The sequence below is a fragment of the Bacillus sp. FJAT-18017 genome (genome assembly GCF_001278805.1).
Taxonomy (GTDB): Bacteria; Bacillota; Bacilli; order Bacillales; family Cytobacillaceae; genus Bacillus_D.
Genome location: NZ_CP012602.1, coordinates 991,622 through 1,007,678, shown reverse-complemented (window position 1 = coordinate 1,007,678; position 16,057 = coordinate 991,622). Strand labels below are relative to the sequence as shown.

Annotated in this window: 17 protein-coding genes and 2 pseudogenes; 9 read left to right on the top strand and 10 right to left on the bottom strand. The window is 37.4% G+C overall.

Going from position 1 to position 16,057, the window contains the following annotated elements; translation table 11 throughout:
- Window positions 1-139: 139 nt before the first annotated feature.
- On the bottom strand, window positions 140-400 hold the full coding sequence (locus tag AM500_RS26360) for a GNAT family N-acetyltransferase (protein ID WP_442853987.1): 261 nt from the start codon (window positions 398-400) through the stop codon (window positions 140-142).
- A 206-nt stretch (window positions 401-606) separates the two neighbouring features.
- Between AM500_RS26360 and AM500_RS26310 the strand changes: the two are divergent.
- From AM500_RS26310 to AM500_RS04650, 6 genes and pseudogenes are all read left to right on the top strand, one after another.
- Window positions 607-771, top strand: a pseudogene (locus tag AM500_RS26310) (MerR family DNA-binding transcriptional regulator); the annotation flags it as partial.
- Between the two features lie 42 nt (window positions 772-813).
- The gene (locus AM500_RS26020; RefSeq protein WP_231688108.1) at window positions 814-1,032 is read left to right on the top strand and encodes a hypothetical protein; all 219 of its coding nucleotides are present in this window, start codon (window positions 814-816) and stop codon (window positions 1,030-1,032) included.
- Window positions 1,033-1,125: 93 nt separating this feature from the next.
- The gene (locus tag AM500_RS04665; protein ID WP_053598175.1) at window positions 1,126-2,421 is read left to right on the top strand and encodes a hemolysin family protein; all 1,296 of its coding nucleotides are present in this window, start codon (window positions 1,126-1,128) and stop codon (window positions 2,419-2,421) included.
- A 262-nt stretch (window positions 2,422-2,683) separates the two neighbouring features.
- Complete coding sequence (locus AM500_RS04660; RefSeq protein ID WP_053598174.1) at window positions 2,684-3,154, top strand: chemotaxis protein CheW; 471 nt, start codon at window positions 2,684-2,686, stop codon at window positions 3,152-3,154.
- Window positions 3,155-3,223: 69 nt separating this feature from the next.
- Window positions 3,224-4,885: pseudogene (locus tag AM500_RS04655) on the top strand (methyl-accepting chemotaxis protein); the annotation flags it as partial.
- A gap of 299 nt (window positions 4,886-5,184) precedes the next feature.
- The gene (locus AM500_RS04650) at window positions 5,185-6,030 is read left to right on the top strand and encodes an MBL fold metallo-hydrolase (RefSeq protein ID WP_053598172.1); all 846 of its coding nucleotides are present in this window, start codon (window positions 5,185-5,187) and stop codon (window positions 6,028-6,030) included.
- 208 nt (window positions 6,031-6,238) lie between these two features.
- Here the strand turns inward: AM500_RS04650 and AM500_RS25765 are convergent, their stop codons facing one another.
- The 3 genes from AM500_RS25765 to AM500_RS04640 all read right to left on the bottom strand — a co-directional run bounded on the left by AM500_RS25765 (window position 6,239) and on the right by AM500_RS04640 (window position 8,235).
- The gene (locus AM500_RS25765) at window positions 6,239-6,394 is read right to left on the bottom strand and encodes a hypothetical protein (protein WP_197282665.1); all 156 of its coding nucleotides are present in this window, start codon (window positions 6,392-6,394) and stop codon (window positions 6,239-6,241) included.
- Between the two features lie 42 nt (window positions 6,395-6,436).
- Entirely contained in the window at window positions 6,437-7,252 is an 816-nt protein-coding gene (locus tag AM500_RS04645) for a lipid II flippase Amj family protein (RefSeq protein ID WP_053598171.1), read from the bottom strand.
- A gap of 104 nt (window positions 7,253-7,356) precedes the next feature.
- Complete coding sequence (locus AM500_RS04640) at window positions 7,357-8,235, bottom strand: LysR family transcriptional regulator (RefSeq protein WP_053598170.1); 879 nt, start codon at window positions 8,233-8,235, stop codon at window positions 7,357-7,359.
- 262 nt (window positions 8,236-8,497) lie between these two features.
- On the opposite strand from AM500_RS04640, the gene AM500_RS04635 reads away from it, so the two are divergent.
- Both AM500_RS04635 and AM500_RS04630 read left to right on the top strand, forming a co-directional pair.
- Entirely contained in the window at window positions 8,498-9,787 is a 1,290-nt protein-coding gene (locus AM500_RS04635) for an NCS2 family permease (protein WP_053598169.1), read from the top strand.
- 39 nt (window positions 9,788-9,826) lie between these two features.
- Entirely contained in the window at window positions 9,827-10,018 is a 192-nt protein-coding gene (locus tag AM500_RS04630; protein ID WP_053598168.1) for a DUF4177 domain-containing protein, read from the top strand.
- 201 nt (window positions 10,019-10,219) lie between these two features.
- Here the strand turns inward: AM500_RS04630 and AM500_RS04625 are convergent, their stop codons facing one another.
- Window positions 10,220-10,630, bottom strand: a complete 411-nt coding sequence (locus AM500_RS04625) for an Lrp/AsnC family transcriptional regulator (protein ID WP_053598167.1) — start codon at window positions 10,628-10,630, stop codon at window positions 10,220-10,222.
- Between the two features lie 132 nt (window positions 10,631-10,762).
- Here AM500_RS04625 and AM500_RS04620 point away from each other — a divergent pair, with 132 nt between their 5' ends.
- Window positions 10,763-11,542 carry an MBL fold metallo-hydrolase gene (locus AM500_RS04620; protein ID WP_053598166.1) on the top strand — a complete coding sequence of 260 codons (780 nt, stop codon included), beginning with the start codon at window positions 10,763-10,765 and terminating at the stop codon, window positions 11,540-11,542.
- Window positions 11,543-11,851: 309 nt separating this feature from the next.
- Here the strand turns inward: AM500_RS04620 and AM500_RS04615 are convergent, their stop codons facing one another.
- The 5 genes from AM500_RS04615 to AM500_RS04595 form a co-directional block, all read right to left on the bottom strand.
- Window positions 11,852-12,478: a pyridoxamine 5'-phosphate oxidase family protein gene (locus AM500_RS04615; RefSeq protein WP_053598165.1), complete on the bottom strand. Its 627-nt coding sequence runs from the start codon at window positions 12,476-12,478 to the stop codon at window positions 11,852-11,854.
- Between the two features lie 14 nt (window positions 12,479-12,492).
- Entirely contained in the window at window positions 12,493-12,834 is a 342-nt protein-coding gene (locus AM500_RS04610; protein ID WP_442854003.1) for a YxiJ family protein, read from the bottom strand.
- 363 nt (window positions 12,835-13,197) lie between these two features.
- The gene (locus AM500_RS04605) at window positions 13,198-13,938 is read right to left on the bottom strand and encodes a PepSY domain-containing protein (RefSeq protein WP_053598163.1); all 741 of its coding nucleotides are present in this window, start codon (window positions 13,936-13,938) and stop codon (window positions 13,198-13,200) included.
- Window positions 13,935-15,293, bottom strand: a complete 1,359-nt coding sequence (locus AM500_RS04600; protein ID WP_082347133.1) for a HAMP domain-containing sensor histidine kinase — start codon at window positions 15,291-15,293, stop codon at window positions 13,935-13,937. The genes AM500_RS04605 and AM500_RS04600 overlap by 4 nt, the downstream gene beginning before the upstream one ends.
- Window positions 15,290-15,979 (bottom strand): response regulator transcription factor, encoded by a 690-nt coding sequence (locus tag AM500_RS04595; protein WP_053598161.1) that lies wholly within the window; start codon window positions 15,977-15,979, stop codon window positions 15,290-15,292. The genes AM500_RS04600 and AM500_RS04595 overlap by 4 nt, the downstream gene beginning before the upstream one ends.
- Window positions 15,980-16,057 lie beyond the last annotated feature (78 nt).

Here is a 16,057-nt window from a genome sequence, read left to right as displayed (position 1 = left end):
TTTAGACCTTGATTTAAATAACGTGCCATTCCAGTTTTAAGCTTTTTCAAACCAAGTTTACGGTAAAATCCTTCATTACCAGTTGTGGATATTAAATGAACACAAGAAACATCACTTAGCTTATCAAGTAAAAACTCCATTATTTTTTTTCTATACCTTGCTTTTGAAAATCCCGATGAACTATTACATCATAAATTGCGGCATTAAAAACGCCATCTGTCATCCCTCTTCCAATCCCAATAATTCTACCATTCACTTCGACTAATGCTATGACATTACTTATTTCGAATACTTGTCTAATTATCTCATTAGTATGCTTAGTCCACCCAACTGAAGTATATACTTCCTTTATTTCTTCCAGGTTTGCTTTAGAGAAATCACTATGAATTTCTATATTCATATATCCACCTCCTAAAAAACGCATAACCAAAGTCCTCATTTGTTTTATTAGGAATTCAACATTAAGGCGCTTAATCCTTCCTGAATCCATACGCCTACTTTTTCTCTATGAACCTAAAACTCTACCACCCAAAAATCTAGCAATTGTTTACCAATAATATTAATTGATATATAAGAAGTTTATCTATATAATCAAACCATAACGTTATAGTTTGGAGGGGTTGCATTGGGAACGAGAAACTAAGAATTGGTGAATTAGCTGAGTTAACAAATGTTACTAAAAGAACCATCGATTATTATACTACTCTTGGTCTTTTAAAAGCAGAACGTTCCCCTTCTAACTATCGGTACTACGATAGGGATTCAATTGAACGAATTGAGTATATCGAACAACTTAAAAAGCAAGACATTCCATTGGAAGAGATAAAGAAAGAAATTATAAAAAAATATTCCGAAGAAGTTGATATTCTTGAACTTCGTTTAAAGATCAAGGATTTAGATGCAGATTTAACAAAAGCTATATCAAAACTTCAGGAATCTGGCCACGTTAAACCGGAGGATATAAAAAGAAATCTTTCTCAGGAAAGTATATCTTTAATCCAGTCATTGCTTTTATTACTCAATAACTCTTAGGGGAACTTGTTAAATCTCAGCCTATAAATTTTGGCTTTATCGCATTTAACAAAATACTAGGAGGTGTATGTCTTACTTCGGTAAGACTGCTCGTTGACAACTATTAATTTACTGCTCATTACTTTATTGATTGCTTTAACTGCTTTTTTTGTTGCCACAGAATTTGCGATGGTAAAGGTTAGAACTTCAAGGATTGACCAGCTTATTGCTGAAGGGCGAAAGGGTGCCGTGGCAGCAAAAAAGGTAACAACCCATCTTGATGAGTACTTATCTGCCTGTCAGCTGGGAATTACCATTACCGCCTTGGGACTAGGCTGGCTTGGAGAACCGACGGTGGAAAGAATTTTGCATCCCGCGTTCGAGTATTTTAATTTAAGCGAAACACTTACAGGCATCTTGTCATTTGCAATTGCCTTTGCGCTCGTCACTTTCCTGCACGTAGTCGTTGGTGAATTGGCCCCTAAAACAGTTGCCATTCAAAAGGCTGAAGCCATTACGCTAGCGTTTGCTGGCCCAATTATTTGGTTCTACAAAATTATGTATCCTTTTATCTGGGTATTGAACGGATCCGCCCGTGTCCTTGTAGGTGTGTTTGGTTTGAAACCGGCCTCTGAACACGAAACCGCTCATTCGGAGGAAGAGCTTAGAATTATATTATCCGAAAGCTATGAGAGCGGTGAAATCAACAAGAATGAATTGAAATACGTGAACAACATTTTCGAATTTGATGAAAGAATCGCAAAAGAAATTATGGTTCCCCGTACAGAAATGGTGACTATTTCGATTGATGCCTCCTTGGAGGACATTCGAAAGATAGTTGAAAAAGAAAATTACACCCGTTATCCCGTCATAGATGGGGATAAAGATAACATTCTCGGTTTTATTAACATAAAGGAATTTTTAACCGCAAAGTTTACAAAGAAATTAAACCCGGAACAAATGAATCTTCAAACATTCGTAAATCCAGTAATCTATGCCATTGAAACAATCCCGATCCACGATTTACTCATAAAGATGCAAAAGGAACGGACACATATTGCCATTCTAGTAGATGAATATGGCGGTACATCAGGTGTTGTGACTTTAGAGGACATTATTGAAGAAATTGTAGGAGAAGTCAGGGATGAGTTTGATGAGGATGAAATCCCTGAAATCCGGAAACTAAGTGAAGACCATTATGTTTTCGATGCCAAGCTCTTAATCGAAGATGTGAACAAGCTGTTATTAACAGACCTTGCTCATGAAGATGTAGATTCCATTGGCGGCTGGTTCCTGTCTCAAACCACCGATGCGGATAGCATAACTGAAATCGAAGCAGAAGGATTCAAATTCAAAATTCTCGAAATGGATGGCCATCAGCTTCGCTATTTAGAAGTTGTAAAGATATAAAACTTTGTGATGAGTAATTCCAAATATAAAGCAAAAAACGCCTAGAACCCTGGGCGTTTTTTATTTTTCTTAGATTAAGGAATAACTGGGATTTAAAACTCGTCATCCACCCCTCTTAACCTGCTACCACTAAAATCAACATTTTTCTTATCCCCAATTCTTATAAACTTTCGTATGAATTTACCGATATTAAAAGGGTCAATAAACTAGTTTTTTTTGTAACTCAGCAATGAGGAACCCCACCACGAAACGGAGGATAACAATGTCAGAAATCCTGCAAGACGAAGATACCCAAGCAGGAATGTATTTAACGTTCATGTTGGGAAATGAAAATTTCGGTCTTGATATTAAGTATGTTAGGGAGATTATCGGAATTCAGAAGATAACAGAGATTCCCGAGGTACCGGATTATATCCGCGGCATCCTTAACCTTCGCGGCAAAATTATACCGGTTACGGATGTACGCCTGCGGTTCAAAAAGGAATTCAAAGAGTATAATGACCAGACGTGCATTATTGTCATTGAAGTACAGGACTATTCGGTGGGGCTAATAGTTGACAGTGTATCAGAGGTTTTGACTATTGAGCCGGAAAACATCGTAACACCACCTGACTTTAGCCATGATCCGAATAAATATGTAAACGCAATTGGCAAGGTTGGGACTGAAGCAACTTTATTGCTGAACTGTGAGATGCTGCTGAATAAAGATGCAATAGATGACATCGTACATTAATAAAGTTAAAACAATACAAGAAAACACCAGGGGGAAATAAACATGAAATGGATTCACAATATGAAGATTGGCCGCAAGTTACTCTTGGCTTTTATGATCGTTTCGCTTTTCACAGGAGTTGTCGGCTCAATTGCTATTTTCAATATGAAATTGATTAATAACGACTATACAGAGTTGTATAAGGATTATGGTGTTGCCACGGCTGATATCGCAAACGTCGGTATTGATTGGAATGATTTTCGGGCAACAGCGCGGGCATTGTTATTGGCAGATAACCAAGAAGCTAGGGAAGCAAATAAGGCTAGATTGGATGAATTGATGGTTTCCATCGAGCAAAGCGCTAAAGAGTATGGGAAATCAATAGATAATGAGGAAACGCGTCAAACATATGATGCACTTCTTGTTGCAATCGATAATTATAATGCGTGGTATCCAAAGTTAATTGCCCTTGGAATGGGAGGCAAGGTTGCGGAAGCGAAAGTAATCAATTCTGCTGAAGGAGTTCCACTTGCAAACGAAATTGACAAGAATATTGATGAATTATTTAAACAATCCAAAGAAAATGGCCAGAAGAAAGCAAATCTAATAGAAAAACAGACAAACCAAACCGTCACCACTCTTATTTTTACCGTAATTGGTACTGTAATTGTTGCTATGTTACTGGGTTATTTTATGTCTATGCTAGTTAAAAAACCAGTAATAAAAATGGTTCATGCCGCCGAACAAATAGCAGCTGGTAATCTGGATATTACTATAGACATTGACACCAAGGATGAAATTGGTGCCCTTGCCAGCGCTCTTCGTATAATGAATGACAAATTGAATGAGCTGATCCATGAAGTTCGATCTGCATCTGAGCAGGTTGCTTCTGGTGCAAAACAGATATCAGAGACTAGCATAACGTTATCTCAAGGTGCTACAGAGCAAGCGAGTTCAATTGAACAATTGTCTGTTACTGTGGAGGAAATTTCCACACAAACAAAACAGAACGCCGATAGTTCGAATAATGCTAACCTGTTGGCTAAGGAAGCCATGAAGCGAGCTGAAGAAGGAAATTCCCAAATGACCGATATGCTAAAAGCAATGGACGATATTAACGTATCCTCCGAAAGCATTTCAAAGATAATCAAAGTAATCGATGAGATTGCTTTTCAAACAAATATCCTTGCCTTAAATGCAGCAGTCGAAGCGGCACGGGCAGGACAACATGGTAAAGGTTTTGCAGTTGTGGCCGAGGAGGTACGCAACTTGGCAGCGAGATCGGCTAATGCTGCCAAAGAAACGACTGAAATGATTGAAGGATCAATCCGCAAGGTAGAAGGCGGCACTAAGATCGCCAACGAAACGGCAGCGTCCCTTACTAAGATCGTTGAGGATGTAGCCAAGGTAGCAGAGCTTATCAATGGTATCTCTTTTGCATCGAATGAACAATCAGTTGCCATCAGCCAAATTAATCAGGGAATCGTCCAAGTTTCACAAGTAGTCCAAGCCAACTCCGCAACCTCGGAACAAAGTGCTGCGGCGAGCGAGGAACTATCCGGGCAGGCAGAGACCCTGAAACATAAGGTAAGCCAGTTTAAGCTGAAAGACTCTCCTTCTTTAAGCAGCTTAAATCTTGACCAGAATGTACTTGAAAAACTGGCACAGGAACAATTAACAAGCTCTTACTCACAAGCGGCAGCATCCCGCCAACAAATCGTATTAAGTGATGATGAATTCGGTAAATACTAAGGAATTTTAAAGTGAATCCTCTAGGTAAAGACTTACTCAATATCCATCGGTCCTCGTTCTTTAGAGGCCACTAAAAAAGCACCTTTAAAAAGACAAAAACTCTCATAGAAATGGGGGTTTTTGTCTTTTTTAATGATTTCGATGTGAGCCAAACGATAATCAATTTAGATACTTAAAGACAACAATCGAATGATTTTCAGAGCCCTGGTCAGCCCGGCACTCAATGAAGATTAAGCAGTATATGAATATCACTATTGGTGCAATATAGCCTTGTTGGAAGTTATTAAGGAGGTATAAGCATGGATAAAGATATATCTTATGGTGAGGATTATAAGTATATTCCCACGACTTCTGTAGCAAGTGGACTAGGGGTTGAAGTTCTGCCTGATCTATTTTGCTATACAAATCAAATTGTGAATTTATGCTTAGTTGGAAGCCCGGGGACAAAGGATTTTGTTTTAGTGGATACAGGAATGCCGGAAGCAGCCAATGAGATCATTTCCGTAATTGAAGAACGTTTTGGCGAAAATGCCCGTCCTAAAGCAATTATTTTAACACATGGCCATTTTGACCATGTAGGGAGCGTTATCGACTTAGTCAAGAAGTGGGATGTTCCTGTCTACGCACATGAGTTAGAGCTGCCTTTCCTTACTGGAAAAATGAGTTACCCGGACCCCGATCCTACGGTAGAAGGCGGGATGGTAGCCAAAATGTCTCCGATGTTTCCTAATGAGCCTATCAACTTAGGGGAAAATATCCAGACTCTTCCGTCTGACGGGAGTGTACCTCGTATGACCGGATTCAAGTGGGTCCACACTCCTGGGCATTCCCCAGGCCATGTTTCCTTGTTTAGGGAAAATGACAGGACCTTACTAGCAGGTGATGCATTTGTTACTGTAAAACAAGAATATCTATATAAGGTTTTAACACAGGAACAGGAAATCAGTGGACCACCAAGGTATCTGACCACAGATTGGAAGGCCGCAAAGGCATCGGTCATTAAGCTAGCGCAACTAAAACCAGCTGTGGCTGTTACTGGACACGGCTTACCTATGTCTGGAGAATTACTAACAAAGAGTTTAGATAAACTGGTTGGAAATTTTGACGAAATCGCCAAGCCTGATTATGGAAAGTTTGTAAACTAGGCAATATTCACCCACGGAACCTCTTCATTTAGTAAAAAGGTTTTCCTTTTTCATATCCGGGGTATATTTAGTAACGTATGATTATAATCGATCGATCTTGCAAGAAATCATATATAGGCGGATAGCATGCGTGGCTATCACGGTATTTGGCGTAGGTGGGGCCAAATACCTTTTTTGTTTGTACAAGTAGAGCTTTTCTTACTTTCTGTTAGGAGATTAAGTTTTTCAAAAACAGAAAACCATATATTAAAGCAGTGCAGCCACCAATAAACAATCCAACCATTATGAATCCATAAACAAAGCCTTTCCCCATAGAAAATAAGTCTAAAAACATATTTTTAAAAGTATCAACCACTTTAGACATACCTCTCCCCCTACCAATTTTCAAAACACATTTGATGTTTACTTAAATCCACTTAGCGAACCAGGCGACATAGTATGCAGCAGGTAAAAATAGCAGCTGGGCGGCAATGGTTCCCACAAATTTGGAGCTAACCATTGTTAAAGAGTAACTTTTTAGGTAGATATACTGACTTTGGTTATTAACTACCCTGTCAGCCAATACGGAGGCTTTTGGATCTACAAATATGGTCAGTAGAATAGTAGCAATTCCATTAATGATTCCAGAGGACATCATAGCAGCCTGGGAAAAATCCCTAGGCACCAACATTGAAGCATATATCGAGGAAAGAACACCGGTAGTAAACACTGCAGAAATAATAACATTAATAATAAAAAGACGCTTTGGAATGGTCTTTAAAGTAATTCCTTCTAGATATGACCATCTTGGTATCCTTACACATTTAATGACTTTTTTAAAACCTGAAATATTAAATTGTTTAACTAATAGTGAAACTAATGAGCCACGCTCTTTAGATAGCTGAACAATTGCTCTTGAAAAAATATTTATAAATGTGGGGAACAAAATGATTCCAAGTAAAACACCTATCGATGTAACACCGATTAAAATTCGGTATTGTTCTTCAATGAATTGAAGCTTATTTGCCTTAGGAGCCTCGGCAATAAGTTTAGCTGTCAAGGGCTGCTGTATCGTTGTTGAAAATCTTGAAATGATGACTAACGAACTGAATAAAGACAAGGCAGTGGCAATTAACTTTACCCTTGCCCCTGATATTCTCGTAGAATACGCTAATGTTTCTATCGTCGTTACGACCATTAAAAATGCAGCAATTAATAAAACCTTAGTTGTGATTTGTTCCATATCTAGAACTCCTTAGGAAACTGGCTTTATTAGTATTATAAATGACTCTTTATCTTTGGAACAAATTTACACGAACTTTTTTTGTAGTTGCCAATCTTCATTATCTATTGTGATAAATGTTTATAATATTCCCCTACCAGTTTCACGAAATTTTTGGCAGGTGTAGAGACAAAATGATGTTCAAGCCAAATGACTCCTAAAGAAGAGTTCATATTGCCATTGGTTATTGGTGCCCCGTAAAGTGTTTTTCCCCCGTACACATCAAAAACAGACTTTGGCACAATCGTTACCCCCATTCCAGCCCGAACCAATTCCATTAATACATGCATATCAGAGCATTCAGCAATCTTTGTAAGCTGAAGCTTTTGCCTGGCAAACGCCTCAAGAATCGTATTATAGATCCCCAAGCCCTCTGTACTAGGAATAATAAGCGGCATGCGTGAAACTTCTTCCAAGGATATAGTTTCTAGCTCATTTTTGCTCACGAAAATGAAAGGTTCATTAATAAGAGGATGATAAGTCAAATCTTGATGTTCCAGTGGAAGACGGACAAAAGCGATTTCGATTGCCCGCTTTTTAACCATTTCAGCTAAATAAATAGAATCATTTTGAACAATTTTTATCAACACAAGGGGATAATTTTGGTGAAAGGATTGAAGCATTTCCGGAAATCCTGATACCGATAGTGTATTAATTCCTATGTTTAGCGCGCCCTTTTTCCCCTCTTCTGTATCCTCTATTTCATTTTTAATTTCTTCAAAACTATTCACTACTTGCCGGGCGCGTTGATAGAGTATATGTCCCTTATCGGTTAACTCCATACTCTTTCCATTTCTCTCAATCAATTTTACACCGAGTTCATCCTCTAATTGCTTCAACACTATGCTAAGAGGCGGCTGAGACATGTGAAGCCGATTTGCAGCGGCTGTTATATTCTTTTCCTCAGCTATCGCTATGAAATACCGTAATTGTTTAATGTCCATCGTTATCTTCCTTCATTTAAAAAATATATGGTTTTCATATAAATTATATATTTTTCATATAGAGATGTCCATGTTACGATAACGAACGGAAAACAAGAAAAGCGCAAGCGCCTTGGTCATCGCCGTACAAACTGGAGGGGCTTCGACTGAGATAAAGGAATCACGAAGAGCGATAGCGATTCGATGATGACTTATCGTAGGGAGGAGGCCTGAAGTTCGCTAGGCGATAGGCGCTGGAGCTAGACAATTAAAGGAGATAAACATGGAACATCTATTTAAATTACAGCAACATGGTACGACACTTTCAAAAGAATTTTCTGCTGGTTTTATTTCATATATAACCGTAGTCTACATTATTATTGTCAATGCAACGATATTGGCTGAAGCGGGTATTCCGCTGGAGGCAGGAATCATTGCGACAATATTAACTAGTTTCTTCGGGTGTTTAATTATTGGTTTTTGGAGTAACACCCCTATTCTTCTGATTCCCGGTATGGGGCTCAATGCGATGTTCACTTATACAATCGTTCAATCAGGGGGATTTACTTGGCAGGAAGCATTGGCGATGGTTTTCGTGACAGGGCTGATCTTCGTGGTCATTGCTTTTACACCGATAGCGAAAGTTATAACAACCTCGATTCCTACTTCCTTAAAGGAAGCCATAAACATCGGTATCGGAATGTTACTGATATTAATTGGGTTTGACAATGCTGGTATTATTACGAGTTCCGAGCACACCCTGCTCGCAATTGGAGATTTAAGCAGTCCAACAGCAATTTCCACAATTATTGGTTTGATCATCACGGTTCTATTATTCATCAAAAATGTACCAGGGAACCTACTTTTAAGTATTGTAATTACATCGGTGTTAGCAATTTGGATGGGACGAACCGACCTCGAAGGGATTTCCCTTACAATGCCATCTTTTGAAGCATATTTTGGCGTGTTCGGGCAACTATCGTGGGCACAAGCAGGGAATATCGTCTTCTGGCTAACTTCACTATCTCTTGCCATGGTGGTTGTGTTTGAAAATATCGGTTTAATCCATGGACACACCAAGATGTTGAACCGCTCTCAAGGCAGTAAAAAAGCACTGCAGGCAACAGGTATTTCGGTTTTAGCTTCCGGAATATTTGGTACAAGTCCCACTGTTGCATCAGTAGAATCAGCAGCTGGAATAACAGCCGGCGGAAGAACAGGGTTAACTTCCATAGTGACCGGACTATTGTTTCTTGTCTCGGTCTTGTTCATCCCAATTATTAAAATTGTTCCATCAAGCGCAGTTTCGCCCATCCTGATTTTAATAGGCGTCATTATGTTGCAAAACATCGTTCATATTTCTATGGAAGACTTATCAGAGAGCTTTCCGGCACTATTAATTATTGTGTTAATCCCATTAACCTATAGCATTGCAGATGGTATGGCAATTGGCTTTGTTCTATACCCGCTGTTGAAGCTTTTGTTGGGGAAAGGGAAGGAAGTTCATCCGGTGCTATATTTTATTGCCATTCTGTTTTTCAGCAATTTTGTTATTCAATACGTGCTTACTTAAGAAAGCAGCGACAGATTAATTGTTTGGGAGGTTTGAAACATGTACGAATATAAATTTGTTAAGGTTAAACTTAGCAGATGGAACAATGCACCGAAAGAGAATTACCATGAGATTATTGCCAGCCATGCAAAAGATGGATGGAGATTCGTTCAATTATTTGCGCCGGTTACTTCAGGAAACGGTTATTCTTCTTTTTTTGAAATTATCTTTGAAAAATCTTTAAATAACTGAGGCAATTCACTTCATAACGGATTTACTCGCGGGGTACAAAACGTTAAATCACAGCCCTAATCACACGGCAAATAACATCAATATCACAACAAAAATAACAGTATCTTTCACAGGAAAAAAGACTTAGAGTTATTTTCAACCCTAAGTCTTTTTTGTATTATCTTATTTCAATAAAGCACACGTTTGTTTTAAGTGCATTCTCTATTTGTTAATAACAATGGATAATTTATAATTTGCATGCTCGTTTAACCCTTCCAAAAAATTATTCATTAATTCATTGGATGGAAATTTACACTCAAGAAGGTAACAACCATCTCCACTGATTTTATAGTTACGTACAAGGTATTGTTCCTGCGTTTTGATGAATGATAAATATAGCTGATGGTTAGTGCTCTGTGTAATGATAGTTAGAAAAGCATGTATATAAAATCCCAATTTGACTTGATTAACTTTAATGGTATATCCCTCAATAACTCCACTATCCTCTAATTTCGCAACTCTGGCTGAAGTAGCTGGCCCAGTCAAATGTACTTTCTCACCTAATTCTTTCATCGTGATACGACTGTTCTTGGATAGTTCATCAAGGATATGTATATCCGTCTTATCTAACATTTTAATAATCCTTTCATTAATAAAGTGAAACTGCCGAAAGACTTTATTTAGCCCATGTATTCGTTAGTTGGTCATAGTTTAAACTAAATAAGTGTTTCAAATCAAAAAAAAGAAAAGGAGAGTTTCATATATATGAATATACATCACATTCGTAATGCAACAGCGGTTGTAGAATATGCAGGGAAAAGGTTTTTAATTGATCCGATGTTAGCGGAAAAAGGAACTATGCCTCCTTTTGGAACAGGTGTGGGTTTACCCCCTGCACCAAGAGAAGACCAAAATAATCCTTTGGTAAGCCTACCGACATCCATGGACAATATTATATCTAATATCGATGCTGTCATTGTCACTCATCTGCATTCCGACCATTGGGATGATGCTGCAAAAGAAGCATTACCAAAAGAAATTAAAATATTTGCCCAAAATCATGAAGATGCAACGGAAATTGGCAACGCTGGTTTCAAAAATGTAGAGGTTTTAGAAGAGGATACAGTATTTGAAGGAATCCAATTAATTAAAACAAAAGGCGAACATGGTAGAGGTGAAATCTTAAAGCATGCTGGTGAAGTGTGTGGCGTTGTCTTTAAACACTCAAATGAGAAAATAATATATTTTACTGGTGATACAGTATGGTATGAAGCAGTTCAAGAAATCATCGATGCACATAAACCCGAAATCATTGTGGCCAATGCAGGATATAATCAATTCCTTGTAGGTGGTCCTCTTGTCATGGGGAAAGATGATGTATATGAAGTGCATAATACTGCCCCTGATGCAAAAATTATTGCTGTCCATATGGAAGCAGTGAACCACTGGGGGCTATCCAGAGAAGAATTGAAGAACTTTATTAATGAAAAAGGGATTGCGTCTAATGTGTTAGTACCAATTGATGGCCAATCATATTCATTTTAAGACTAAAAAAGACAGAAATATATCATTTTTTCTGTCTGTTTTTTATTTATTTCATCAAGACATTACTTTACTCCTATTGAACTCGTTAGCGTAAGAATTCACACCCCCAATAATTATTTCATAACCTGTGATTTACTATGTGAATTCGGACGAAATGAGCGGCTGAAATTCGTTACAATGTTGATAAATCAATAGAAAACGCACTGTAAATTCAAGTGCGTTTTCCCCTATGTGTTTTACTATGTTTGCACCTCTGAAGTAAACCCGTTTATTCACTTCAATGGGAGGGGCATTTCATTATCAACTTACTCAATAAAGCCTCTTGGAATAACCTTCTTCAAGCCTTTCCTGAATGGATTCTAGACTTGTATTAGGGAGTTTAGCGTGCTCAAATATTGCTTTAGCAGCCGATGGCAACAAGGCTTTATCCGTCCACGAATTAGGTTCCCATACCCCCGAACGTTTAAAGGCTTTTGCACAATGAATAAAACATTCTTCTACCTCAACACCGATGCCCAGAAGCGGCCTTTTTCCATTGAACGCCATCTTCTGAAGTAGTTCATCATCTTTTACCAAAGTGGCTTTACCATTCACTCTCAACGTTTCACCCAGCCCGGGAATCAAAAAGAGAAGGCCAATTCTTGGATTGGATAAGATATTCCGCATTGAATCGATTCTTTTATTTCCCGGCCTTTCAGGTATCACTAACTGTTTCTCACTTACAATATGTACAAATCCAGCCTGATCACCTCTTGGCGAAACATCACAATAGCCGAATTCATCCGAAGTTGATATAACCAAAAAGGGTGATTTCGATATAAACTCTACACAATTTTTATCAAGATATGTAATGGCTTTGTTATTTGCTAATTCACTTGGAAAACCAATAAGTGCTCGTAATTCGTCTTCTGTTTTAATAGTATTTTCAAATTTCAAATGTACATCCCCACCTAATTTGAGAACAAGGTTAATAACAACCTTCGTGCTCGTTCAAAGTTTTTATATTCCTGAAAAAATTCGTTATAGTTTTCAACTTTCTCCTCCAAAAACTTATACTGTTTATAAAAATCAAAAAAAGACTCCTTCAGCATCTCAATTTGACCTTGTGGGATTTTATTTATTTTACCTCCTAAAACATAACTTAGAGTTCCAGCTATATTCATACAATAAGTATTAAAATCACCAATTAGAAAGTCCTCGTCCTCTGATAAAGACAAAAATTCATTTTTAAAATCTTCTAGCACTTTATAAATATCACTATATGGGAAGGGATTGCCTAATTCATTATTTATTTCAGCTAGCTGCTCTATGATAGTTTCCAGCTCTTCACCCCTTTAAAATGACAGTTCGCCTAGGTGCCTGTCACTCCTTCTCTTTTTCACTGTGTTGTTCCACGATGCGGCGGGTGAACGCTATACTTATAGCCCTGAACAAAAAATTTATCGCCTTTATCTGCAAATTTATCGCCCTTAACTAAAATTATATCGGACTTAATTCAAAATTTATCGGCGTTATTCACAATCCTGCCACATTTGTACACCTAAGTGTACTTTAGGAGGTTTCTATGTTTTTTGCGTCTCAAAACCTTAAATCATGAAAGAATTAAATGGTGGACTTATACAGGAACATGCATTTAAGGACAAATAATTTCGTACCTAGTCATTACTTTCATCATCGTCATCGGCCTCATCCATACTATTATCATCAGCATCGTCTGGTTGTTCCGTATACCATGAAATGGATGATACTTTTCCTGTATGTGCTTGAACATATACATAGGCACCTTCTGAATAATCATCCACTGTCACTTTATAGTGCTTTCCATTTTGATTATTTACAATGGATAAATCTGTGATTTTACCGTGAATTTGTTGTAATGCAATATCTTTTGCTTTCTGTTCTGATATATTTAGTGGTTTGCTTCCATTACTCATTACCTCGGTATTCGATACAATGGTTTTCTCTTTTAAATCATATTCAATGCGATAATGTTTATTATCTTTCTCAACTGTTGCCTCTACGAAAGGTTGCCCTTCTTTCTTCACTTCTTTTATTTGATTAACCTGGGTACCTAATTGTTTCTCTATATTTTTTTTGGCTTCTTCAAGTGTAACCAAGTCTTCTTTTTGTTCAACAAGCCGTATATTACTGATTTTCTTCGTTTCACTATCAACTGAAACTTTATAAACCCCTTTCTCATTTTCAAACATCAGTTGATAGTTGCCACTCTCTTGTTCTAGCTTTGCCTTTACTACCTTTCCTCCGTAAAAATTAGCAACGATTTCTTCAGCTTCTTTTTGTGAAATCGTCCTAGGATTATCTTTAATAAAAATGAGAAACAATGAATAAGATAAGCCTAAAATGATAAACGCAATAAGACAGACTTTTAATTTCATGTTACTACACCCCCGTTTTTTGGCAATGTGACAGTAAAAGTCGCCCCACAACCTTCAACACTTTCAAGGGTGATATGACCATTGTGTTGGTCCACTATTCGCTTTGCAATTGATAGCCCCAAACCTGATCCTCCTGTTTTTCGGCTTCTTGCTTTATCCACACGATATAATCGATCAAAGACATGTGCTTGGGCCTCAAATGGTATTCCTACCCCTTTATCCATCACCTTAATGCTTACACTTTCTTCCCATTCTGTTAACTCTACCTTAATATCATCATCACTATATTTTTTTGCATTATCTAACAAAATAACAAGAACTTGAACAAAACTAGGTTCATGTATATACAAAAGAATCTCTCGCTGATCATTTTTTAAATAAATCTCATGCTTAAAAGCTTGCTGTAATCGCCGAATCGTCTTCTCGACGAGGGGTACAATGTTAACTTTGCATTTTTCATTTTCAATACATTCTTCAGATTTTGCTAATAGCAGCAATTGCTCCGTTAAATATTTCATACGGCTTGATTCAGCCCCAATGGAGTCAATGGCTTCTTCTAATATATCAGGACGCTCTTTCCCCCAACGTTTTAATATTTTCACATAAATATCAATGACCGTTAAAGGTGTCTTCAGTTCGTGAGAAGCATCTGAGACCAACTGTTCCTGCTTTATGTAACTTTTTTCTAACCTTGTAATCATTCGATTAAATGTCATGGCCATTTCAGATAATTCGTCTTTCGTATGATGCGCAATCGATATTTTTTCAAATGATCCATCTTTTTCAATTAAATTCATCGTTTGAGTCAGACGTTTAATGGGAAACGAAATCATACGCCCTAAAAACCTGCTGATTAAAGAAAATATAATAATGACAATCATCGTTGTATATATAAACACCCATTTTAATTCATTAATGTTAGCAAATAGAGCATCGACATTCTCAACAACTTGTAAATTTACAATTGCTCCGTTCTCATTAATGGTTGGGATGGAAACGACCACATACATGGAATCTTTATATTGGACTACTTCCTCAAATTGATCATCGTCATATTTACTAGGTATATTCAAATAGTCATTGTTCGTTGTCACTTGAATAATAGGATTGTGGCTGCTATTCACAACACGAATCATACCGTTACTAATTAAATAGGCCTGCAACACTTGTTCCATCGATAAATTGGAATGGGTATTGAGTTCTTTAAGGGTATTTACTATTTTATTGGTTAATCGATTCATTTCAGAAGTAATCACGGAATTTTTGAAAATAAAATAAATCGATGTATTGGCCGTAATGAGTACCATTAATACAACAGCCATCGATAGTTGAATACGTGTTCTTAATCTCATCATTCATCCTTAATCATATAACCGACACCGCGAACGGTTTGAATAAATGGTTCGTCCTTCGCGTCAGTTAATTTTTTTCTCAAATATCGAATATACACATCTACAGCATGTTTATCACCATAATAATCCATTCCCCATACTTCATTTAAAATCTGTTCACGCTCAAGTGCACGATTTTTGTTCTTAACTAAATAAAACAGGAGATCATACTCCCGCGGTGTCAAATCTACCATACAGTCGTTTTTAAACACTTCTCTCGTATTTGTTTGAATCGAAATGGAGTGAATATGGTAAACACCAGAATCATCCCTTTTTTCACGCTTAGGCTTAAACCGAAGATTAGAGCGGATTCGTGCAAGCAATTCCTCGATTTCAAATGGTTTGGTCATATAATCATTCGCACCTAAATCTAATCCGCTTACTTTATCGTAAACGGAATCACGTGCCGTCAACATAATAATCACCATCTCGTTATTCTCACGGCGAATTCGTCTTAACACTTCCATTCCATTTAATTCAGGTATCATGACATCTAAAAGAACTAAATCAATTTGTTCTTTCTCCAAAATGGATAGTCCTTCTTTACCCGTATACGCAATACTTACTTGATAACCTGCATGTTCTAATTCTAGTTGAATCGCTCGCGCAATCCCCTCATCGTCTTCAATAATTAATATGTGACTATCCATTCTTTCACCTCCTGATTAATCCCGCATTAACTGGCAGTAAGACCCCCACTTCAAGAATTTGAAAAAAATTAAAAGGAT